This is a genomic window from Pontibaca salina, from assembly GCF_016307205.1.
GTDB classification, from domain to species: Bacteria; Pseudomonadota; Alphaproteobacteria; order Rhodobacterales; family Rhodobacteraceae; genus Pontibaca; species Pontibaca salina.
In genome coordinates this window covers 49,873-72,557 of the sequence record NZ_JAEIJD010000012.1, presented here as the reverse complement: position 1 = coordinate 72,557, position 22,685 = coordinate 49,873, and the positions used below count along the sequence as shown (strand labels likewise).

The 22,685-nt window shown below is 60.6% G+C and carries 21 protein-coding genes; 10 read left to right on the top strand and 11 right to left on the bottom strand.

From position 1 onward, the window contains the following. Positions 1 to 267 precede the first annotated feature (267 nt). From gyrB to mutM, 7 genes are all read right to left on the bottom strand, one after another. Positions 268 to 2,685 carry a DNA topoisomerase (ATP-hydrolyzing) subunit B gene (gyrB, locus tag JAO82_RS12620; RefSeq protein ID WP_198686747.1) on the bottom strand — a complete coding sequence of 806 codons (2,418 nt, stop codon included), beginning with the start codon at positions 2,683 to 2,685 and terminating at the stop codon, positions 268 to 270. A gap of 105 nt (positions 2,686 to 2,790) precedes the next feature. Further along, positions 2,791 to 3,882 (bottom strand): DNA replication/repair protein RecF, encoded by a 1,092-nt coding sequence (gene recF / locus JAO82_RS12615; protein ID WP_198686746.1) that lies wholly within the window; start codon positions 3,880 to 3,882, stop codon positions 2,791 to 2,793. A gap of 61 nt (positions 3,883 to 3,943) precedes the next feature. Beyond that, a complete protein-coding gene (gene dnaN, locus JAO82_RS12610; RefSeq protein ID WP_198686745.1) occupies positions 3,944 to 5,062 on the bottom strand; it encodes a DNA polymerase III subunit beta in 1,119 nt (372 codons plus the stop codon). 156 nt (positions 5,063 to 5,218) lie between these two features. After that, positions 5,219 to 6,583 carry a chromosomal replication initiator protein DnaA gene (dnaA, locus tag JAO82_RS12605; RefSeq protein WP_198686744.1) on the bottom strand — a complete coding sequence of 455 codons (1,365 nt, stop codon included), beginning with the start codon at positions 6,581 to 6,583 and terminating at the stop codon, positions 5,219 to 5,221. Between the two features lie 563 nt (positions 6,584 to 7,146). After that, on the bottom strand, positions 7,147 to 7,410 hold the full coding sequence (gene rpsT, locus JAO82_RS12600) for a 30S ribosomal protein S20 (protein WP_198686743.1): 264 nt from the start codon (positions 7,408 to 7,410) through the stop codon (positions 7,147 to 7,149). Between the two features lie 245 nt (positions 7,411 to 7,655). Then, the gene (locus tag JAO82_RS12595; RefSeq protein ID WP_198686763.1) at positions 7,656 to 8,432 is read right to left on the bottom strand and encodes an enoyl-CoA hydratase; all 777 of its coding nucleotides are present in this window, start codon (positions 8,430 to 8,432) and stop codon (positions 7,656 to 7,658) included. A gap of 64 nt (positions 8,433 to 8,496) precedes the next feature. Then, a complete protein-coding gene (gene mutM, locus JAO82_RS12590) occupies positions 8,497 to 9,348 on the bottom strand; it encodes a bifunctional DNA-formamidopyrimidine glycosylase/DNA-(apurinic or apyrimidinic site) lyase (RefSeq protein ID WP_198686742.1) in 852 nt (283 codons plus the stop codon). 87 nt (positions 9,349 to 9,435) lie between these two features. Between mutM and ubiE the strand changes: the two genes are divergently transcribed. Together ubiE and ubiB are read left to right on the top strand one after the other, a co-directional pair. Next, positions 9,436 to 10,188: a bifunctional demethylmenaquinone methyltransferase/2-methoxy-6-polyprenyl-1,4-benzoquinol methylase UbiE gene (gene ubiE, locus JAO82_RS12585; protein WP_198686741.1), complete on the top strand. Its 753-nt coding sequence runs from the start codon at positions 9,436 to 9,438 to the stop codon at positions 10,186 to 10,188. Between the two features lies 1 nt (position 10,189). Next, positions 10,190 to 11,725 carry a 2-polyprenylphenol 6-hydroxylase gene (gene ubiB / locus JAO82_RS12580; RefSeq protein WP_198686740.1) on the top strand — a complete coding sequence of 512 codons (1,536 nt, stop codon included), beginning with the start codon at positions 10,190 to 10,192 and terminating at the stop codon, positions 11,723 to 11,725. A gap of 62 nt (positions 11,726 to 11,787) precedes the next feature. Here ubiB and JAO82_RS12575 read toward each other — a convergent pair whose 3' ends face one another. The 4 genes from JAO82_RS12575 to JAO82_RS12560 all read right to left on the bottom strand — a co-directional run bounded on the left by JAO82_RS12575 (position 11,788) and on the right by JAO82_RS12560 (position 16,693). Next, positions 11,788 to 12,963, bottom strand: a complete 1,176-nt coding sequence (locus JAO82_RS12575; protein ID WP_198686739.1) for an acetyl-CoA C-acyltransferase family protein — start codon at positions 12,961 to 12,963, stop codon at positions 11,788 to 11,790. Positions 12,964 to 13,081: 118 nt separating this feature from the next. Beyond that, complete coding sequence (locus JAO82_RS12570) at positions 13,082 to 13,813, bottom strand: metallophosphoesterase (RefSeq protein ID WP_198686738.1); 732 nt, start codon at positions 13,811 to 13,813, stop codon at positions 13,082 to 13,084. Between the two features lie 57 nt (positions 13,814 to 13,870). Further along, positions 13,871 to 15,466, bottom strand: a complete 1,596-nt coding sequence (serA, locus tag JAO82_RS12565; RefSeq protein WP_198686737.1) for a phosphoglycerate dehydrogenase — start codon at positions 15,464 to 15,466, stop codon at positions 13,871 to 13,873. Between the two features lie 72 nt (positions 15,467 to 15,538). Beyond that, on the bottom strand, positions 15,539 to 16,693 hold the full coding sequence (locus JAO82_RS12560) for a phosphoserine transaminase (protein WP_198686736.1): 1,155 nt from the start codon (positions 16,691 to 16,693) through the stop codon (positions 15,539 to 15,541). A 122-nt stretch (positions 16,694 to 16,815) separates the two neighbouring features. Between JAO82_RS12560 and JAO82_RS12555 the strand changes: the two genes are divergently transcribed. The 8 genes from JAO82_RS12555 (at position 16,816) to JAO82_RS12520 (ending at position 22,681) form a co-directional block, all read left to right on the top strand. Continuing rightward, positions 16,816 to 17,289 carry a hypothetical protein gene (locus tag JAO82_RS12555; RefSeq protein WP_198686735.1) on the top strand — a complete coding sequence of 158 codons (474 nt, stop codon included), beginning with the start codon at positions 16,816 to 16,818 and terminating at the stop codon, positions 17,287 to 17,289. After that, positions 17,286 to 17,831 (top strand): head-tail connector protein, encoded by a 546-nt coding sequence (locus tag JAO82_RS12550; RefSeq protein ID WP_198686734.1) that lies wholly within the window; start codon positions 17,286 to 17,288, stop codon positions 17,829 to 17,831. Before JAO82_RS12555 ends, JAO82_RS12550 begins: the two co-directional genes overlap by 4 nt. Then, on the top strand, positions 17,828 to 18,058 hold the full coding sequence (locus JAO82_RS12545) for a hypothetical protein (RefSeq protein ID WP_198686733.1): 231 nt from the start codon (positions 17,828 to 17,830) through the stop codon (positions 18,056 to 18,058). Before JAO82_RS12550 ends, JAO82_RS12545 begins: the two co-directional genes overlap by 4 nt. A gap of 368 nt (positions 18,059 to 18,426) precedes the next feature. Next, positions 18,427 to 20,211 carry a terminase TerL endonuclease subunit gene (locus JAO82_RS12540; protein ID WP_232897384.1) on the top strand — a complete coding sequence of 595 codons (1,785 nt, stop codon included), beginning with the start codon at positions 18,427 to 18,429 and terminating at the stop codon, positions 20,209 to 20,211. After that, complete coding sequence (locus JAO82_RS12535) at positions 20,202 to 20,543, top strand: phage head closure protein (RefSeq protein ID WP_408635548.1); 342 nt, start codon at positions 20,202 to 20,204, stop codon at positions 20,541 to 20,543. Before JAO82_RS12540 ends, JAO82_RS12535 begins: the two co-directional genes overlap by 10 nt. After that, complete coding sequence (locus tag JAO82_RS12530; RefSeq protein WP_198686732.1) at positions 20,540 to 20,890, top strand: HNH endonuclease; 351 nt, start codon at positions 20,540 to 20,542, stop codon at positions 20,888 to 20,890. The genes JAO82_RS12535 and JAO82_RS12530 overlap by 4 nt, the downstream gene beginning before the upstream one ends. Continuing rightward, positions 20,883 to 22,118, top strand: a complete 1,236-nt coding sequence (locus JAO82_RS12525) for a phage major capsid protein (protein ID WP_198686731.1) — start codon at positions 20,883 to 20,885, stop codon at positions 22,116 to 22,118. Before JAO82_RS12530 ends, JAO82_RS12525 begins: the two co-directional genes overlap by 8 nt. Further along, positions 22,118 to 22,681: an HK97 family phage prohead protease gene (locus JAO82_RS12520; protein WP_198686730.1), complete on the top strand. Its 564-nt coding sequence runs from the start codon at positions 22,118 to 22,120 to the stop codon at positions 22,679 to 22,681. The genes JAO82_RS12525 and JAO82_RS12520 overlap by 1 nt, the downstream gene beginning before the upstream one ends. Positions 22,682 to 22,685 lie beyond the last annotated feature (4 nt).

The window sequence follows — 22,685 nt, the reverse complement described above, 5'->3', positions numbered from 1 at the left end:
AATACAACAGATTACACTCTTAGCGTAAGTTTACGTTGCCAACTGGGTGCCTTCATGGGCATTGGCCACTCAGTGCTAATTTGATGAACTGAAGAGACACTCCGTGCTGATGAGAACTGAATGATCCTCGCTAATGCTCCCAATTACCCTGCTTTAGAAAAAGAGAGCATAAGCCTCTGAATAATAATAATTTTAATTTTTAATCGCCCTCCGACGACGCGCAACTTTATGCGCGCTGCGCAACTTTATGTGCTTCCCTACAAAATGTCAGAAGTCCAAATTCGCGACGTTCAGCGCATTTTGCTGGATGAAGTCGCGACGCGGTTCGACCACATCGCCCATCAACTTAGTGAAAAGATCATCGGCCTCGGCCACATCGTTGACTTTGACCTGCAACAGGGTGCGCGCGTCGGGGTCCAGCGTGGTTTCCCACAGTTGGTCTGGGTTCATTTCACCCAAACCCTTATAGCGCTGCACCGACAGCCCTTTTTCACCCTCTTCAAGAATTGCAGCCAACAGATCCAGCGGCCCGTAAATCGTCTGATGTCGATCCTTGCGGTGCAAAGTCGCCGGCGTACCATAGATATCCTGCAGACTTTGGGTAAAACTGCCGGTCTTGCGCGCCTCGCCCGAGCGCAACATCGGACCGTCCAGCGTGCGCACCTCTTCCACACCGCGCAGAATGCGGGCCAGACGGATACCGTGATCCTGCGTGATCCGGCCTTTCCAGCCGCGCTCATATTCAGCCGCGATCAGATCGAGTCGGGTTGCAACCTTGTCGGCAACGCCCTGCAGGTCGGCGTCGATTGCACCGGGGACGAAACCACCGGCAATCGCGGTCTGTTCCAGAATGTGATGCGGATAATAAGTCGGGAAGGCGTCCAGAACCCGACGCAATTGCCGCGCCTCATTGACGATGCGGATGAGATCCTGACCGGTAACATCTTCGCCAGAGCCAAGGCGCAACACCGCCCCTTCAGTCCCCTGTTCGATCAGATAATCGTCCATCTCGGCCTGGTCCTTAAGATAGACCTCGGACCGGCCGCGTGACACCTTATAAAGCGGCGGTTGCGCGATATAGAGATACCCGCCTTCGATCAACTCCGGCATCTGCCGATAAAAGAACGTCAGCAAAAGCGTGCGAATATGCGCGCCGTCCACGTCAGCGTCGGTCATGATAACGACCTTGTGGTAGCGCAGTTTGGAAATGTCGAATTCGTCGCGTCCGATTCCGGTGCCCAGTGCCATGACAAGATTGCCGATTTCCTGACTGGACAGCATCCGATCAAACCGCGCCCGTTCGACGTTCAGGATCTTGCCTTTAAGCGGCAGGATCGCCTGTGTCCCGCGGTCACGCCCAGTCTGGGCACTGCCACCGGCACTGTCGCCCTCGACCAGGAATAATTCGGTCTTGGCGGGGTCTTTTTCAGAGCAGTCTTTCAGCTTTCCGGCCAGAAAGTTCACATCCATCGCGGTCTTGCGCCGGGTCAGATCGCGGGCCTTGCGCGCGGCTTCGCGTGCCAAAGCGGCCTCGACAATCTTGCCGACAACCTGCTTGGCTTCATTGGGGTTCTCTTCGAACCATTCAGCCAATTTCTCGCCGACCAATCCTTCGATCACCGGGCGTACTTCGGAGGACACCAGCTTATCCTTGGTCTGGCTGGAGAATTTAGGATCCGGCACCTTCACCGACAGCACACAGGTCAGCCCTTCGCGGGCATCGTCGCCAGAGAAGGTGATCTTTTCCCGTTTCGCGATCCCGCTGGACTGCGCATAATTGTTGATCGTGCGGGTCAGGGCACCGCGAAAGCCCGCCAGATGCGATCCGCCATCACGCTGCGGGATGTTGTTGGTAAAAGGCAAGACGGTTTCGTGATAGGTATCGTTCCACCACATCGCCACCTCGACCCCGATGCTGTCACGTTCGCCGACAATATAGATGGGCTGCTCCAACATCGGAGCCTTCGAGCGGTCAATATATTTCACGAATTCCTTGACGCCACCGTCATAGAACAGCTCGGTGTGCAAGGCTTCGGCGGGGCGTTCGTCGTTCAGGATGATACGCACCCCGGAATTCAAAAACGCCAGTTCACGCAGACGCTTTTCCAGCGTGTTAAAGTCATAGTCCAGATTCGAGAATGTCTCGGTTGAGGCCAGAAACCGCACTTCGGTTCCGGTCTGCCCATCGGCGTCACCGACCTCGCGCAATGGCTCGACGGTCTCGCCCCTTTCGAACCGGACGTAATGTTCTTTGCCATCACGCCAGATACGCAATTCCAGCCAATCCGACAGCGCATTCACCACCGAAACGCCCACGCCATGCAAGCCGCCAGACACTTTGTAACTGTTCTGGTCAAATTTGCCGCCGGCGTGCAGTTGCGTCATGATGACTTCGGCGGCGGACACGCCCTCATCCTCGTGGATGCCAACCGGGATTCCACGGCCGTTATCAATCACCGAAATACTGGAATCGGGATGGATCCGGACCGTCACCGCATCGGCATGACCGGCCAAGACTTCATCGATCCCGTTATCGACGACCTCATAGACCATATGGTGCAGACCCGACCCGTCGTCAGTGTCGCCAATATACATGCCAGGGCGCTTGCGGACAGCGTCCAGCCCCCTGAGAACTCTGATAGAATCTGCGCCGTACTCTTCCGGCACATGTGCTTCCTCGGACATCCGAAAATCCCTTGTCGATTTCGTCTCTCTATACGATGCGTTGGGGGGATTGTCACGCCGATACCCCATATTTTGCGTGGTCTGAGCCGACCACTGCGCGCGGCATCAGCCCTGCACTACCGTTGATGCGCCCTCGTGCTCTGCGACGGTCACGAATTGCGCCCGCGACCCCAGATCGGCGAACACGCTCCGCTCGGTCCCGGTCATCCAAGCCTGGACGCCAAGCGCGCAGATTTCATCATAAAGCGCCGCGCGGCGCATCGTATCCAAATGGGCGGCCACCTCATCCAGCAGCAAAATTGGCGGCACGCCGATCAGCCCGCTCAGCGCTCGCGCATTCGCCAGGATCAGCGACACCAAAAGCGCCTTCTGCTCGCCGGTTGAACAATCGCGCGCGGCCACGCCCTTGGCCGCATAGCGGGCCGACAGATCCGAGCGATGCGGACCCACCAGCGTGCGCCCGGCGACCATATCGCGGGATCGGCCTTGCGCCAGTGCCCGGCGTAAATCCTCCCCCCAATCGCCCTCGCCGGTGACAAGCTCCAGCTCAGCGACCGGAAAGGCGGTCTCTGCCTGCGCCTGCGCCATCGTTAGGTGAGCAAGCGTTGCCAGCCGGTTACTATGCAACACTTGCCCCGCCTCGGCCATCTGCGCCTCCAGCGCACCATACCACCCCGGATCGCTGACCTGATCCTTCAGCAGCCGGTTCCGTTCGCGCATCGCCTTCTCATAGGTCAGCGCGGCTTCGGCGTGGTCGGGGATAAAACTCATCGTCATGCGGTCCAGAAACCGCCGCCGCCCATCAGCGCCTTCAATCCACAGCCGATCCATCGCCGGAACCAGCCAGATAATCGGTGCGATCTGGCCCAGCGCTATCTGTGGTGCGGCTTTGTCATTGATCCTGACCTGCCGCGCGGCCCCAGCCTCGGACCAGGTTTCGACATGCTGCGACCCCGCTGGCCCCACCACAGTACCCTGTACTTTCCACCCTAACAGCTCGGGCCGACGGGCCATTTCTCCCGCCCCCGCCCGGCGCAAGCCACGCCCCGGCGAAAACAGCGACACGGCCTCAAGAATATTGGTCTTGCCGGCACCGTTAAGTCCGTGAATCGCAACCGGCCGATGATCCAGAGCCAGCCGCGCAGCCTTGTGCGAGCGGAAATGTGACAGGCTCAATTCAGTCAGGGCCAGCGACATGCCTGCGGCTTCTTTCTGGTCTGAAAAACCACCGCCGGAGGCATCGCGCGGGACGCGCGATTCAAACCCGCATCGGCATCACGACATAGACCGCGCTGGTATCATTGCCTTCGCGCATCAGCGTCGGGTCGCCGGATGAGTTGAACAGGAACACCGCATTTTCGCGATCCACCTGTGTTGCGATCTCCAGCAGATATTTCGCATTGAACCCGATCTCAAGCGGCTCGTCCCCATAGGCCACCGCCAGTTCTTCCTCGGCAGCTCCGCTATCGGGGGCGTTGACGGACAGGATCAGCCGATCCTCACCCAGTTGCAACTTGACCGCTCGGGATCGTTCCGACGAGACCGTCGCCACCCGGTCCACAGCCTGCGCAAACTCCGCCGCATCAACTTCCAGGCGGCGATTATTGCCTTGCGGAATGACCCGCGAGTAATCGGGAAAGGTGCCGTCGATCACTTTGGAGGTCAGGGTGATATTGGGCGTGGCAAAGCGGACCTTGGTCTCGGAGACCGACACGGCAATATCCATTTCATCATCTTCCAGCAGCTTGCGCAGCTCGCCCACGGTTTTGCGCGGGACAATCACGCCGGGCATCCCAGCGGCACCCTCGGGCAGATCCGCATCGATTCGCGCCAGCCGATGGCCATCGGTCGCGACGCAGCGCAAGACATTGCCGCCATCGCTTTCTGAGATGTGCATATAGACGCCATTCAGATAATATCTGGTTTCCTCGGTCGAGATGGCGAATTTCGACTTGTCGAACAAACGCCGCAACACCGCCGCCTTGGCCGTAAAGCTGGTTTCGTATTCCGACGACGCCATCACCGGGAAATCCTCTTTCGGCAATGTAGCCAGCGTAAAGTTGGACCGCCCCGCCTCGACGGTCAAGCGACCTGCGGCTTCATCTGCTGTCAGCACCACCAGCGCCCCATCGGGCAGCTTGCGCACAATCTCGTGCAATGTGGTTGCGGCGACTGTGGTCGCTCCGGCCCGTTCGACCTGTGCCGGTGATTTGTCCAGCACCTCAATATCCAAATCCGTGGCCCGAAACTGCACTTCGTTGCCGTCGGCCTCGATCAGAACATTGGCCAGAATCGGGATGGTGTTGCGCCGTTCCACGACAGATTGCGCCTGTGATACGGCCTTGAGCAGCGTGCTGCGCTCGATGCTGATCTTCATCTCTTCCTCCGGATCCGGCAAAGCGCCGGGAAGGGCAACCTAGCGGTTTGCCCACCTGACACAAGGTTTTTATGGATTTCTCGGTGCGAACGGCCTGCCCGTCAAGGGGCTAGGGGGAACTTGCCCGACCCTATGGCATTCGCGCATCGCGTCGCCTTAAGCTTCCAATGCGCGTCGGAGCATCTCAACATCGTCGGCCATCTGCCCGTCGGTCTGCTTCAGTTCTTCAATCCGGCGCACCCCGTGCATCACCGTGGTGTGATCGCGCCCGCCAAAACGGCGACCGATTTCGGGCAGCGACCGGCTGGTCAATTGCTTGGCCAGATACATCGCCACCTGCCGAGGTCTCGCGAAAGAGCGCACGCGCTTGGGTCCGATCATATCGCTGAGACGGATGTTGTAGTAATCCGACACGCGGCGCTGAATTTCTTCGACAGTGATTTTGCGCTCGGACGCCCGCAGCACATCGGCCAAACAATCTTGCGTCAGTTCCATGTCAATTTCGCGCCCCACTAGAGAGGCAAAGGCGAATAGACGTGTCAGTGCCCCCTCAAGCACGCGCACATTGGTCGAAATCCGTTGGGCTAGAAACTCCAGCACTCCGGGCGCGATTTCCAGTCCGGGATAGGTGTCACGATGTTGCTGGACCTTGGATTGCAAAATACCGAGGCGCAATTCGTAATCCGTTGGGTGCAGATCGACGACCAGCCCGCATTGCAAGCGCGAGCGCACCCGATCCTCCAGTTCCTTGATCTCGCCCGGCGCGCGATCTGCAGAAATGATGATCTGCTTATTCTGATCCACCAAAGCGTTGAATGTGTGAAAGAACTCTTCCTGCGTGGAATCCTTGCCGGCGATGAACTGAACGTCATCGACCATCAGCACATCGACCGAGCGGAACAAATGCTTGAAATCCATCATCTTGCGTTCGCGCAGTGCCTGAACGAACCGATACATGAACTGTTCGGCAGACAGATAAAGCACATTCAGGTCCGGCTGACGCGCCCGCAACTCCCAAGCGATGGCGTGCATTAGGTGCGTCTTCCCCAGACCGACACCGCCATAGAGTACCAGCGGGTTGAACGTTACCGGCCCCCCCTCAGCTACCCTGCGCGCGGCGGCGTGGGCCAACTCGTTGGGCTTACCGACCACGAAACTGTCAAAAGTGAAACGCGCCTCCAGCGGTGCTGTTTGAATTGCATCGCCCGAAGCTTCGCCCGAGGCCGCAGGCGGAGCTTTTGGTTCTGCAACCGCATTGGCAGCGGGCTGTGTCGGCGCATTGGCCAGAACCTGAAATGACAGGCGCTGCACAGGTTGGCCATTGGCGTTCAGCTCATGCAGGATTTGGTCAGTAAAATTCTGACTGACGTAATTGCCCATGAAATTCGTGGGGACATTGAACAGTGCAACACCATCCTGCACTTCCGCAAACTCCAGCGGCTCGATCCATGTCTTGAAATTGTTCTTACCCACCGTCTTGAGCAGGTTCTCTCTGAGTTGACCCCATTTTTCTTTTGTCATGCAGCGCCTCTAGCATCCGTTTGCCGAAAGTTTCGGCTTGTCCCCACGATATTTTCGCCCCGAGAAAACCCGGCGAGATTCACGGCACAGGTTACATGCCCGCGCACCAAAGAGGTTCGCGGCGTCCCATCAGGACGTGCTCATCGGCCGTTCTCGTGGCCAGACGGCTTGCAAGATTGCAGCCGACCCGTCGCGCGCCACGCGACCGTTCCGCACTCATGTATTGACAGGGCTGTCTACCGGAAGAAACGTCCAGCAAGACCGCAGACCACATGACCCGGCGCAGCACCGGATCGCGCAGTTTTCGCCTGCAATCACTCCTGAGTCCGATCAGGAATTCGCGCCGGCAGCCTGTCCCCCCAGGCGAGTGAATCGCTAGATATGTCCTAGCAACTTCCGCCATCAGGCGGCAATGAAACTATGCCGTTGACTCATGCTTTAGGGACAAAGAATCTCTGGGCCCTCTGGATTGGTGGCTTTTTAATCACCTAAACAAAAAAGACGCAGCCCCATCGGGCAGCGTCTCTTGATTTTCTCGCCTTCATGGCTGCGCAATAAAGGATTCAGCCCAGCGCCTTCACACGGGCCGACAGACGCGATATTTTTCGCGCGGCAGTGTTACGGTGGAAGACGCCCCGGCTGACGCCGCGCATCAATTCGGGCTGGGCGGCGCGCAGCGCTGCTGTTGCAGCTTCCTTGTCACCCGAAGCAATCGCTTCTTCGACCTTGCGCAAGAATGTGCGGATACGCGCGCGACGTGCTTTGTTTACGGCAAAACGCGCCTCGTTCTGACGGGCGCGCTTCTTGGATTGCAGTGTGTTTGCCATTGTGAATGACCTTTCCGTGGGTTCGTTGCATATGATTGCGCAATGCGATCCCAACCCTGAAAGGGCTTAACGGGTCAGTTCTTGCCTAAGCGGGCCACACGCGCATGTATGGCAGCGCCTATAATCGGCTTCGGGCCGGTTTGCAAACCTCAAAATCGACCCGTCGTCGCGACTTCATATGCCTCGGCAAACTTCACACAGGGCCGCAGCGGAAACCAGTTGATGCGCCATCGCAAGGCAGCGGTTTACTTGTCGCGGAACTGCGCCTGTCGCTTTTCGAGAAAGGCGCTCATGCCCTCTTTCTGGTCTTCGGTTGCGAACATGGAGTGAAAAAGGCTGCGCTCGAACCGCAATCCCTCGGACAACGTGGTTTCATAGCTGCGGTTCACCGCTTCCTTGGCAGCCAAAACGCTGATCTGCGATTTTTCGGCGATCTTCTGGGCTGCACCCATCGCCTCTTCCATCAGCTTTTTGGCGGGAACCACGCGGCTGACCAACCCCGAGCGCTCGGCCTCTTCCGCCGGCATGAGCCGGCCGGTCAGGTTCATATCCATTGCTTTTGACTTGCCGACGAATCGGGCCAGACGCTGGGTGCCGCCGATTCCAGCGATCACCCCGAGGTTGATTTCGGGCTGTCCGAACTTCGCCGTATCCGCAGCAATAATGAAGTCGCAGGCCATCGCCAGTTCGCACCCCCCGCCCAGCGCGTAACCGGCGACTGCTGCGATGATCGGCTTACGAATCGCCGCAATCCGATCATTGACCTGCGCAAACAGGTTCGCGTTGAACACATCGACGAACCCGAGCTTGGCCATCTCCTTGATATCCGCCCCAGCTGCAAAGGCCTTGTCCGATCCGGCCAGAACAATGCAACGCACTTTTTCATTGGCGTCCGCCTCTTCGAGCGCCTGAAGCAACTCGCCCACCAGTTGTTGGCTCAACGCATTCATCGCATCCGGTCGATCCAGCTTGATCAGCGCAACGTGATCATCGACTTCGACGTTGATCGTTTCAAAGGCCATGGAAACTGCTTTCGATTGTTGCATTCAAAGTTACTGACTTACCATCTGGGGCAAGTGGTTCAAACTATCTTTGGCAGCGCGGACAGTAGAAGGACGATCGTCCCGACTGCACCAGCCGGGTGATGATACCATCGCAACCATCGTGCCGACAGGCCTGCCCCTCGCGTCCGTAAACATCGAAAGAATGCTGAAAATACCCCAACTCGCCATCGGCCTGACGAAAATCCCGCAGGCTCGACCCTCCGGCCGCGATCGCCTCGTTTAGAACCTGACGAATGATGGGCACCATCGCAGCAACCCGCCGGGCAGCGATTCGTCCGGCTTTGCGCCGCGGCGAAATCCCGGCCCGAAACAGAACCTCGCAGACATATATATTGCCAAGCCCTGCCACGATGCGCTGATCCAGCAGCGCGGATTTGACCGGCGTCATCCGCCCACGCAAAGCCGCAACCAGATGTTCCTCATTGAACGCGTTGCCCAGTGGCTCGGGCCCCAGCGCCGCCAGCAGCCGGTGCGTATCAGCCGTATCGGACGCGATCAGGTCCATCGCACCAAAGCGGCGCGGGTCATTAAAGGTCACGCGTGCGCCGTTGCCCATGTGCAGGACGACATGATCGTGTTTCTTCACCGTCGGATGGTCGCGCTGAAAGCGCCCCATGGGGTCGCCTGATACCGTCATGCGCCCCGACATGCCGAGATGAATCAACAATGTCTCGCGATTAGACAGATCGGCCAGAATATATTTCGACCGCCGCCGCAGCCGTTCGACACGCTGCCCGGTCATACGTCCCGCCATGTCCGGCGGAAAGGGCCAGCGCAGATCCGGCCGATTGACCTCGGCGCGCGCAATCATCTCGCCTTCCATCACCGGCGCCAGACCGCGGCGAACCGTCTCGACCTCGGGTAATTCGGGCATTGTGCGCTCCTGTGGCAAAGCGGGCGCATTGTGCGCAGCCGCCAGCACCCTATAACAGGGGCAAATCCGCTAGGCGACAGGAACCCCATGGCAGGCGACAGCGACAAGACAACTCACTTTGGCTATCAGACCGTTCCCGAAAACGAAAAGGCCGGGCGCGTGCAGGGCGTATTCAATTCGGTCGCGTCGCGATATGACGTTATGAACGACGTGATGAGCGTCGGCATCCACCGGTTGTGGAAAGACGCGATGATGGATTGGCTGGCGCCCCGACCCGGCCAAAAGCAGTTGGATGTTGCGGGCGGCACCGGCGACATCGCGTTTCGCTTCCTGAAACGCGCCGGATCTGGCCATGCCACCGTTCTCGACCTGACTGAACCGATGCTGCTGGCGGGGCGCAAACGGGCAGAGGCGGCGCAGATGGCCGACAGCCTTGACTGGGTTGTTGGCGATGCGATGGCCCTGCCCTTTGCGGATCATAGCTTTGATGTCTACACAATCAGCTTTGGCCTTCGTAACGTCACCCGCCCGCAGGATGCACTGGCCGAAGCCTTTCGCGTGCTGCGCCCCGGCGGACGGCTAATGGTGCTCGAGTTCTCGCAATTGCCCAATCCGCTGATGCAGAAGGCCTATGATCTCTACAGCTTTAACGTGATCCCCCGCATGGGCCAACTGATCGCCAATGATCGGGACAGTTATCAGTATCTGGTCGAATCGATCCGCAACTTTCCCGATCAGGAAACATTTCTCTCTATGATCCGCGCGGCGGGGTTCGAAAATGCGTCCTATCGCAATCTCAGCCTCGGGATCGCCGCGCTACATTCTGGCTGGAAGCTCTGACATGCGCGGACCTCACAATATATGGCGGCTGATCCGCACCGGCGCCACACTGGAACGCACCGGCGCGATGAACGTGGTGCTCGATGCCTTCGATGCGCCCAAACCGCTGCGGATTCTCGCCCATGCGCTGGGGAAACCGTTCATGTGGCTGGGGTACAAAGGCGATCCGGCCATGCCGCCTGCCACCCGCGCCATCACCGCACTGGGGCCGGCCTATATCAAATTCGGTCAGGTGCTTTCGACACGACCCGACGTCGTTGGCGATGAATTGGCAGTGCAATTGCGCGTGCTGCAAGACAAGCTGCCGCCCTTTCCGCTCGACGTCGCGCGCGCCGAAGTGGAAAAGGAACTGGGCCAGCCGCTGCCCGAAATGTTTTCCGAATTCAGCGAACCCATCGCCGCTGCCTCGATTGCGCAGGTGCACAAGGCGCGCACCGCCGAAACCGGCAAAGAGGTGGCGGTCAAGGTGCTGCGCCCCGGCATCGAAAAAGCGTTCCGCAAGGATATCGACGCTTTCTACTTTGCCGCGCGGATCGTTGATCTGTTCGCACCGGGCGCGCGCCGCCTGCGCCCGATGGATGTGATAAAACATTTCGACGGCGTGGTGCGCGGCGAATTGGACCTGCGACTGGAGAGTTCTGCCGCCTCGGAATTTGCGGCCAATACCAAGGATGACCCGAAATTTGTCGTGCCGGATATCGTCTGGGGCTTGTCGGCACGCCGGGTCATGACGCTTGGCTGGGCCGATGGCGCGCCGCTGGGCGACAATGACGCCATCGACGCCGCCGGCCATGACCGGGTGGACCTGTCCGAGCGGGTGCTTCGCCTGTTCCTGTTGCACGCCCTGCGCGATGGCTATTTCCATGCCGACATGCACCAAGGCAACCTCAAGGTCGCCCCGAACGGGGACATCATCGCCTATGATTTCGGGATCATGGGCCAGATCGACGAATATACCCGCCGGGTCTATGCCGAGATCCTCTATGGCTTCATCCGGCGCGATTATAAACGCGTGGCCGAAGTGCATTTCGAGGCGGGCTATGTCCCCGCCGACCGCGACGTCGATGAATTCGCCCGTGCCCTGCGCGCGGTGGGCGAGCCGATTTTCGGCATGGACGCCACACGAATCTCCATGGGTCGCCTGCTCAGCTATCTGTTCGAGGTAACCGAACGGTTCGGCATGGAGACACGTACCGAATTGATCTTGCTGCAACGCACCATGGTTGTGGTCGAAGGGGTCGCCCGTTCGCTCAATCCGCACATCAATATCTGGCAGGTTGCCCACCCGGTGGTCGAGGATTACATCAAGAAATCCATCGGCCCGCGCGCGATATTGGGCGATCTGGCCAAAACCGGCCGCGTTCTTGCGCGCTATGGGCCGCGTCTCCCCGGTCTGGTCGAAGCAGCCCTGATCCGGCAGGCCGAAGCGCAACACCCGCCCGCCCGCAATGTCGACAAGCGCCTGGTCTTATTGACCGCGCTGATTGCCACCACGATGGGCGCCGCAGCAGGTTTCGCGCTGGCCCTGCTGACCTGAGCGGCAACCTCTGCCGGGTTTGCGCAGCAATCGGACGCGAATAGCCCCCTCAGGATCCCCGCTCAGAGCCGCTCGATGGCCAGCGCGATCCCTTGGCCGCCACCGATACACATCGTGATCAACGCCTTTTTGCCGCTGATCCGCTCAAGTTCGTAAAGTGCCTTTACCGTCAGGATCGCCCCGGTCGCACCCACCGGATGACCAAGCGCAATCGCGCCGCCATTGGGGTTCACTCGGGCCGGGTCCAAACCCAGCTCCTTGTTCACCGCCAGCGCCTGCGCGGCAAAAGCCTCGTTGCTTTCGATCACGTCGAATTCTGCCGCCGTTAGTCCGGTGCGCTCCAACAAGTTACGCACCGCCGGCATCGGGCCAAGCCCCATGACCTCCGGCCGCACACCGGCATGAGCATAGCCAAGCACCCGCGCCTTGGGGATCAATCCGGCCTTTTGCGCCGCTTCTGCCGTTGCCAACACCAGCGCAGCCGCGCCGTCATTGATGCCGCTGGCATTTCCCGCCGTCACGCTGCCGTCGTGCTGAAATGCCGGGCGCAGATTGGCCAGAGCTTCCAGCGATGTCTGTTTGGGGTGTTCGTCCACCGTGAAATCAATCGTCGCGCGGCGCTGATTCATCTCGACCGCTACGATCTGGCTTTCGAATCGTCCTTCGGCGATCGCCGCAGCGGCGCGCTGCTGGCTGGTCAGCGCGAACGCGTCCTGCGCAGCGCGGTCTATGCCATGTTCCTGCGCGATATTTTCGGCGGTTACCCCCATATGGCCGGTGCCGAAGGGGCAATTCAGAGCGCCCAGCATCATGTCAAGCGCGCGGATGTCGCCCATTTTCTGCCCCCAACGCGCCGAAGGGGTTATAAACGGGCTACGCGACATGTTCTCCGCCCCACCAGCAATGGCGAATTCCGCATCGCCAAGCATCAAAGCCTGCACTGCCGAGACAATCGCCTGCGCGCCCGACCCGCACAGTCGATTGACGTTCATTGCCGGTGTGCTGTCGGGAATGCCCGCCTGTATCGCCGCCACGCGGGACAGATACATATCACGCGGTTCGGTATTGATGACATGGCCGAACACCACATGGTCGATCTGCCCGCCCTCGACATTTGCGTGCTGGAGTGCAGCTTTGGTTGCGGTTGCCGCAAGATCGATGGGCGGAACGGCAGCCAGCGCGCCACCAAAAGCACCGATCGCGGTGCGGGCACCACCGAGAATGACGATATCGCTCATGATGGATCTCCTCTGTGTTGCACCCTGAAAGCGCATACATAAGATATTCACACAGAAGCGCGCCGCAATGGCAAGGGGGCAAACTGCAAAGCGCAAACCTGCCCCGCTGACATATTGTCTAGGGCTTCAGAGCCATCCGCCCGGCAACCGTCAGCGCCCAAACGTCCCGACCCTCGATCACCGCAGGCACCAGCGCGCGCCCATATCCTGCACCGCCGTCCATATTGAGCCGGTTGCTGTAATGGCGCGGCGCGTCAAGCGCGGTGTGACCGTGCACCACCAGCCACGAATGCGGGGCGACGTGATTCAGAAACGGATCGCGGATCCACAACAGATCGTCGCGGCTTTGTTCGGCAAGCGGGACCTCAGGGCGGATGCCGGCATGGACAAAAAGCAGGGCGCCGCGCTGATGGTAAAGCGGCAACTCATCCAAAAACGCCCGATGCGCTGATGGCACCGCTGCACGCGCAACTGGAAGCAGCTCCGCCGCCGAGCCACCGCCTGCATATTCGACACCATAGGATGCCAAAGTGGGGCGTCCACCAATCCGCGAGTGCAGCCAGCCCAGCCCCGATGCGACATTATCGTCATGGACGGCACCGTTTCTCAGGTAGCGCGCGAACAAATCATCGTGGTTCCCCCGCAGCACATGCCAGTCACGGCCTTCGGCCTGCCCCTGCACCAGCCGGTCGATCACGCCGCAACTATCGGGGCCGCGATCCACCAGATCGCCCAGAAAGACAATTTCGGCCTCTGCCCCGCCATCGCGCGCGATCAGGTCAAGCGCATGGTCAAGCTTGTCAGCGTGACCATGAATATCGCCAATGACATAGATCGGAGCACCGGACATCGGTTTCCTCCTCAAAAGTACCAATCACCGTTCTGGATTAGGACAGTGCGATATTCGTCAGGCAATGTCGAATTGCAGTGGTTTGACCTGCCGAAACATGCCGGTTGCCTCCAGTTTTTGCAGCACCGGCTCGGGCACCGGCTCATCGACGTAAAGCAGCGCAATCGCCTCGCCGCCCCGGTCGGCGCGGCCAAGGGTGAAGTTGGCGATGTTGACGCCGTTTTTGCCCATCGTATTGCCCAACGTGCCAATGATGCCCGGCGTGTCCTCATTCGTGGTGTAAAGCATATGCTCGCCGATCTCGGCGTCGATGTTGATACCCTTGATCTGGATAAAGCGCGGCTTGCCATCGCTGAACACGGTTCCGGCAATCGAACGTTCGCGCTTGTCCGTCACGACCCGCAGCTTGATATAGCCGTCAAACGCACCGGATTTATCCTGTGTGGTGGTGCTGATGCGAATGCCGCGCTCCTTGGCAAAAAACGGCGCAGAAACAAGGTTCACCTCGGGGTTGACCCGTTTCATGATGCCGGCAATTGCCGCACAGTTTAGCGCACCTTCATTCATTTCGGACACGGTGCCGTCATACAGGATATTGATCGCCTTGATCGGTTCATCCGTCATCTGGCCGATGAACGCGCCCAGATGCCCGGCCAATTTGACCCAAGGCCGGATCACCTCGGCCTCCTCAGCGGTCAGCGACGGCATGTTCAGCGCGTTGGTCACTGCCCCGGTCAACAGGTAATCCGACATCTGCTCAGCCACCTGCAGTGCAACGTTTTCCTGTGCTTCGGATGTAGCGGCGCCCAGATGCGGAGTGCAGACCACATTGGGCAAGCCGAACAACGGGTTTTCAACTGCCGGTTCCTCGGCGAACACGTCGAATCCCGCGCCGGCGATATGGCCGGATTTCAGCAATTCGGCCAGCGCTTCCTCATCCACCAGACCGCCACGGGCGCAGTTGATGATGCGCACACCCCGTTTCGTCCGTGCGAGGTTTTCAGCGGACAGGATGTTGCGGGTCTGGTCGGTCAGCGGCACATGCAGGGTGATGAAATCGGACCGTTCCAGCAACGCGTCCAGTTCGACCTTCTCGACCCCGATCCGGTTGGCCTTGTCCTTTGCAAGGAACGGGTCATAGGCGATCACCTTCATCTTCAGCCCCAGCGCGCGGTCACAAACGATGCCGCCAATATTCCCCGCACCGATCACGCCCAGCGTTTTGCCGGTCAGTTCCACGCCCATGAAGCGCGATTTTTCCCATTTGCCCGCATGGGTCGAAGCGCTGGCCTCGGGGATTTGACGCGCAACGGCAAACATCAGCGCGATGGCGTGCTCGGCGGTGGTGTTCATGTTGCCAAAGGGCGTGTTCATCACGATCACGCCGCGTTTGCTGGCCGCTTCCTTGTCGATGTTGTCGGTGCCGATTCCCGCGCGACCGATCACCTTGAGCCGGGTGGCGTTGCGCAGGATCTTTTCGGTCACCTTGGTGGCGCTGCGGATGGCAAGGCCGTCATAGTCGCCGATCACTTGGGCCAGTTTTTCCTTGTCCTTACCAAGGTCGGGCTGGAAATCGACGTCGATGCCGTGATCGCGGAAGATCTGGACAGCGGCCTCCGACAGCTTATCGGAAATGATAACTTTGGGAGCCATATATGTGGTCCTTTGAATGGCGGGAAATGGCGGGATCGACCCCGCCCAATGGTTTCGGCTGACGCCAGCGCCTCAGGCGGAGATCGATTGCGCCGCGATCTCTTGCTCGAACGCCCATTCGATCCAGGGCAACAGCGCCTGAACATCCGAGGTTTCCACCGTGCTGCCGCACCAGATCCGCAAGCCCGGCGGGGCGTCGCGATAGGCGCCCATATCCAGCCCTACGCCCTCAGACTCGAGTCGCTTCGCCACCGCTTTGGCAAAACCCGCATCGTCCTTGATCCGGTTGTCGGTGAATTTCAGGCAAACACTGGTGGTCGAGCGGGTCGCGACATCTTCGGCCAGATTGGCGATCCAGTCGCGGGTCTCGCAAAAGTCCCAGATCGCGCGCGCACTGGCATTGGTCCGCGCGACCAGCCCCGCCTGCCCGCCGACCGAACGCGCCCAAGCAAGCGCCTGCAGGTAATCCTCGACGCATAACATCGACGGCGTGTTGATTGTCATGCCCTCGAAGACACCTTCGATCAGCTTACCCTCCTTGGTCAAACGAAAGATCTTGGGCAGCGGCCAAGGGGGCGTATAGCTTTCCAAGCGCTCGACCGCGCGCGGTGACAGGATCAGCATTCCATGCGCCGCTTCGCCGCCCAGCACCTTCTGCCAGCTGAACGTGGTCACATCGAGCTTGTCCCACGGCAGTTCCATCGCGAAGGCGGCGCTGGTCGCGTCGCACAGGGTCAGCCCGGCCCGAGCCGCCGGGATCACGTCACCATCGGGGACCCGAACACCCGAGGTCGTGCCGTTCCACGTGAAACAAACGTCACGGTCCCAATCGACCCCGGCCAGATCGACAATTCGCCCATAATCGGCGGTCGTGACCTTGGCGTCGAGCTTCAATTGCTTGACGACATCCGTGACCCAGCCCGCGCCGAAGCTTTCCCAGGCCAGCATCTCGACCTTGCGCTCGCCCAGAAGGTTCCACATCGCCATCTCGAACGCCCCGGTATCCGAGGCCGGCACGATGCCAACCCGGTAATCGTCCGGAATCCCGAGAATGGATCGGGTTTCCTCGATCGCCGAACGCAACCTGTCCTTGCCGATGGCGGCACGGTGCGAGCGGCCCAATGGCGCGTCGGCCAGTTTATTCAAATCAAAGGCGGGATATTTGGCACAAGGGCCAGAAGAAAAACGCGGATTGGCCGGCCGCGTCGCCGGTTGTGCAATAGTCATTGCTGCTATCCTTCCAGATAAGCGCCCCTCGTTGGGGAAGGGTGTCCCACGTCGACACTAACGGAAACCCCAAGAAAAGCGCAACATACAAAGCGGCTTGCCATGCAGGTTCCTGCAGTGACATGCAGAACGAGACGGGAACGAGCAAGGCCGAGTGGCACAAATCTGACACAAACTGTTCTGCGCTTGTTCCTGTTAAGCGCGGCAAGAGCCTCAGTCAGCTTATGAAGACCAACCACAAGCGCATGTCGCGGGTGCTTGGCTTCTGCCTGACGCTCGGCACAGAAGATGCTTGGTATGAGTTCAGCGCGCTGGCAGCGGTTCGCCTGACCGAACTCGAACGCGCGGCCTTGGCCTTCGCGGCCCTCTATTCACTCGAATACGAACACGCGGAAATGACAGCGGCGGCCGTGATCGGTTCCGCTGGTGATCCGCCGCCCTCTTTCCTTGGCGGCATGGTCGATGCGCGGCTTTGGGCCGAATGGGCCAACCGGTCCGAACTCAAGGCATACGCTTTGGCCGCATACGAGGCCATGAGCACACAAGACCAGGCCAGATTTTATCAGCACATCAGTGAAGTGGAGATTGCAGCATGACAATGTTTGCGAGCCGCACGAACCTATCTTCGGGACTGGCCGTCGATCTTTCCCACGCAAAAGGCCATATCCGGGAATACGAGAGCGACGCCGAGATCGAGCGCATGGTTCGCGCCGCGACAGAGGACGTCGAGCAAGCTGCACAGATCGCCGTTTTGAACCAGACGATCAACGTGACCGTCTTGGACACAAGCATAGCCACGCCCGGCCTGCGACTGCCGATCGGACCCGTCAGCCGGGGCAACATACCGAGCGTCACAATCGACGGCAGATCGCACCCTTTCTTTCAACTGATCGTTGGCAGCCGCCCCTACCTGCACTGGCTTGACTTACACTATCCCGACAACCCGCGCGAAATCTCGATCGAGTATACCGCCGGGTTTGGCGCGACTGCGGATGACGTTCCACAGGACGTTGCACAGGCGATCATGGATCAGGCCGCGCTGCACTATGACGGGCGGTCCCCCATGGATGCCAAGAGCCTCACCAGTTCGCCGCACATGGCGCGTGTGGCGGCCAAGTATCGAGGGGTGCAGCTATGACCGAACATGAACTGGACGAGATCCTGACCCACCGCTGGCCCCTCGTGGTGCGCCGCGTGATGGCAGACGGATCAGATGAATGGCTCAATGGCTTTGTCCGGTCGATCGCCAAGCATGGCAAGCGGCCTGCGTGGCGACCCAGTGACAAGCAATGGCAGATCATGCGGCGGCTGGTGTCCGAACTGGGCACCGCACCCGACCGGACAATGGAACTAATCGAGAGGTGAATAAGGGCGACCCTGCGCGCCACCAACGCAGGGCCACAGTGGCGGTTCGGGTTAGCGACGGTGGCACCACTGGGGAACAGCCTACCATGGGCGGGATCAAAGGCAAGGGGCAGTCCGAGAGGGTGAGGCCCGATCCCCGGCACAGCGTTCATGTGTCGCAAGCAGCACCCAACCGACTGGCGGGAACGCACGACCAGTTGGGCCCAAAGCGATGGACCGGCTCCGTTGAGCAGGAACTACACGCAGAGGGCATAGGGACTGCCGCGCAGCGATGCGTGGGCAGTCGTCCTATGCCCTTCGCTCCGAACCTCACCATTGAGCAGGGGAGGCAAAGAGCAACGGTTGAGAGAAGAGAGAGAGGCAAGACGATGACGAAGGTAATGAAGCCAAGAGAGTGGAGACGGGCAGACGGATCGCGCCTGCCTGCTGCGGCCAAGCCTGTCGACGCAAAAGCCGAGAGCGACACCGCGCCAGCACCTGTCACTGTCATTCCATCGATCGAAGTGCCTGTCGAACCCGCCATTCAATCGCATCATCAGACCGATCTCTTTGAAAATGGTCCCAATGCCGCGACTTTCACACACGCGCGGGACCGGGGAGGAGAGTTGTCAATTTTCGATCACGCGGCGGAATCGGAAAACGCGACCCCATCCGAGCGAGCCATGCAATTCATGCATAGTCTGAAAATTCCAGAGGGTCCGAACGCCGGAAAACCGGTTTCGCTTGCGCCCTTTCAGCGCCAGTTCATCGAAGGCGCGCTGGCAGACGACACAGCCGCCGCCATTCTCAGCATCGGACGCGGCAACGGCAAGTCCGCGATCACTGCCGGTCTGGCGCTCGGCGGTCTAATCGGCATCTGGGATCGACAGCCTCGGCGCGAGATCATTGCAGCCGCCCGGACACGCGATCAGGGCCGCATCATCTGGGATTTTGTCGCCGGTTTCGCGGCCACCCTTCCGTTGGAACTTCAACGGCACCTGATTTATCGCCGCGCGCCCCGTCTCGAAATCGAGTTCGAGGGCGATGGCGGCGGGCATATTCTGCGCGTGATCGCGGCTGACGGAAAGTCGGCCCTGGGCGGCGCGCCCACGATGGCGATCCTGGATGAACGCGGTCACTGGGCGCTGGATCGCGGCGACGAATTGGAGCATGCGCTGTTGTCCGGTCTGGGCAAGCGGGATGGCCGGGCCTTCCTGATCAGCACCAGCGCCAGCGACGACACACACCCGTTTTCTCGGTGGATCGATGACCCGGCCCCCGGTTCCTACGTTCAGGAGCATCGCCCCGCCCCCGGCCTGCCTGCCGATGATCACGAAAGCCTGCTGATCGCCAACCCCGGCGCGCCGCACGGCATCGGCGCTTCTATGGACTGGCTGGAAGCCCAGGCAAAGCGCGCAATTTCACGGGGCGGCTCAAGCCTGACAAGCTTTCGGCTCTACAACCGCAATGAGCGCGTTTCGGGCGATTCCCGCGACATGCTGATCACCCTGGACGAATGGCTGGAATGCGAGACGGACGCCTTGCCGCCGCGCGAAGGCGGTGTCGTGATCGGTATCGACCTTGGCGGCTCGGCATCGATGACGGCGGCATCGTTCTACTGGCCCGCAACCGGGCGGCTTGAGTGCCTTGGCACTTTCCCAAGCATGCCCAGCCTTCTGGATCGCGGGCAGGCTGACGGTGTAGCGGGTCGCTATGTCCAGATGCACGACCGGGGCGAATTGACGGTTCTGGGCGATCGCACGGTTCCGGTCGCGCCGTGGCTGGTCGAGGTCATGCGCCATGTCGAGGGCCAAACCGTCGCCGCACTCACGATGGACCGCTACAAACAAGCCGAACTGGGCGAGGCACTCAGCCGGGCGGGCATCCGCGCACCGCTGGTCTGGCGCGGTCAAGGGTTCCGTGATGGCGGCGAGGATGCGGAGCGGTTCCGCCGCGCCGCGTTCGACGGGCTGATCAAGGCGAAACCGTCGCTGCTGCTGCGCTCGGCATTCGCGGACACGGTTTGCCTGCGCGACCCCGCCAACAACATCAAAATCGCCAAGGCGCGATCGACCGGCCGCATCGATGCGGCAGCGGCAACGGTTCTGGCCGTGGCCCAGGGCGCGCGGATTGCGGCGCAACCACAAGCAAAAGCGAGGATGCAATGGTTCTGAATGCGGGCAAACTGGATCGCCGGGTGCAATTCCGGCGCGCTGTCCTGGTCGATGACGGTTATGGATCTGTCCAGGAATGGCACGATCACGGCGACCCCATCCCTGCCGCCAAGCGCGACGTCAGCGATGCGGAAAAGTGGCAAGCTGCCGAGGTGTCGGCATCGATCACAACGCGGTTCACAGTGCGCTGGAACTCTTTCACTTCTGATCTGGACCCGAAAGACCGGCTGATCTGCGAGGGCCGCGATTACAATATCGTCGGGATTAAGGAGACGCCGGAACGCCGTCGCCGGATGCTGGAACTGACCTGCGTTGCGAGGGCCGATCAATGACCGTGCGCCGTGATCATCATCGCTATTCCAAGCGCGTCACCCGCACCAAACGCTGGCAGGTTCTGCGCGCCGAAATCCTTGAGCGTGACGGCTATCGCTGCTGTTCCTGCGGCTGCCGTGGTCGGCTGGAAGTGGATCACATCAAACCGGTCAGGACGCACCCGGATCTGTCCTATGACCCCGGCAACCTTCAGGCGCTTTGCCCAAGGTGCCACACCCGAAAAACACGGATCGAGTGCGGGCATCCCCCGCCCCGAAAGGACCGCCAAGAGTGGCGGAACATGGTCGAGGAGCTTGAGCACCCCGGCAAAAGAGGCATCAATCAGAAGGAAATCAAAGATGCTTAAATCAGTTGAAATCGCCCGGCGGCAAAGCGAAATCCGCCAAACCCTTGCCGAACTGGCGGGCAAGGAAAATCCCACCGAAGATGAAATCCGTTCGATGGGTGAACTGGATCGCGAATATCGCTCCAATGAAACCCGGTATCGCGCGGCGCTGATCGCGGAGGACGAGGAACGCCGCGAGGCTGGCGATGAACTGGAAACCCGGTCCGATCGCGAATGGGCCGAGATCATGGGCCGGTTCGAGATGCGCCAGGTCGCGCTCGCCTTGGACGAAGGCCGCCAGCTGGACGGTGCGACGGCCGAGATCGTCAACGAACTGCGCAGCGCGGGCGGCTATCAGGGCATTCCGGTTCCCTATGCGGCGCTGGAAACCCGCGCGGGCGAAACCGTGTCAGCCAACCTGCCCGAACCCAAGCTGATCCGTCCGATCATCGATCGCATCTTTCCCGGCTCTGTGGCCGAGCGTCTGGGCATCCAGCGTATCGCCATCGCCCAGGGCGAGGTCGCCTTTCCCGTCGCCACGTCCGGCGCCGTGTTTGGCTGGCAGACGGACGAACTGTCCAACGTTGGGGCGGCAAACCCGTTCGAGACGGAGGAACGCAGCCTGACCCCGGATCACACCGGCGGCGCGCAGATGGTTATCAGCCGCAAATCGCTGAAACAGTCCGGCGCGGGTCTGGAACAGGCCATCCGGCGCGACCTTAACGCGGCCATCGGGGCCGAACTTGACCGCGTGGTGATCAATGGCAGCGGCGCAGCGGGCGAGCCTCTGGGCATCATCCCCGGCGCTGGCACCTACGGCATTGAAAGCACCCCCGTGACCGCTGCGGCGACGTGGGGCGCGTTCCGCACCGAGATCGTGGCCTTCATGGAAGCCAACGCGATCACCAGCCCCGGCGCGGTTAATTTGGCGTTCGATCCGGCGATCTGGTCCGATCTGGACGAGGCGCTTATCAGCGGCACCGCAACAAGCGAATGGGACCGCCTGACAAAGCATGTCGGCAACCCCGCCATTTCCAGCGTCATCCCGGCGGAAAGCGCTATCATCGCGGCGACTGTGCAGGGCATCGCGCCGGGCTATCTGGGCATCTATGGCGGCGTGGATCTGATCCGCGACCCCTACACCCGCGCCGGGTCCGGTTCGCTGGTTCTGACCGGGCTGGTCACGGCTGACTTTACGGTTCCGCGCGGCCTGCAAACCCGCATCCTGACCGGACTGGCAGGCGCATAATGCTCTGGGGTTCGCATCAGGGCGGGCTGGAACTGCGCACCGAGGGCGGGGAAACCCGCGTTCGGGCAACCTTCCCCTATGGCCGGGAAACCGTGCTGTCGGATGGTGCGCAGCCCCGCAAAGAGATCATTGCAAGCCGGGCTTTCGGTGATCGCATCGAGCGCCGCGAGGAAATCCATTTCTTGTCGGGGCATGACTACAATAAACCGCTGGCCGCAACATCGGCAGGCACCTTGACCCTGCGCGACACCGACGATGCGTTGGAGATCGAGGCCACGATCAACGCGAATACCACATGGGCGCGGGACTTCCTGTCAGCGCATGAGGCCGGGCTGATCCGGGGCCTGTCACCGGGCTTTCGGGTCAGGCCGGGCGGGGAAGGCATCGAGGCCCAGGACGGGGCGATCGTGCGCACGATCAAGGCGGCGGATCTGTTCGAGATCAGCGCCGTCACCCGGCCCGCCTATTCCGACGCGCAGATCGAGGCCCGGAACTGGCACCCGCCAGAAGGCGCACCCGAGGATTGGGCGCGGTTTATGAACTGCTTTAACCGCTGGAGGTGATGAC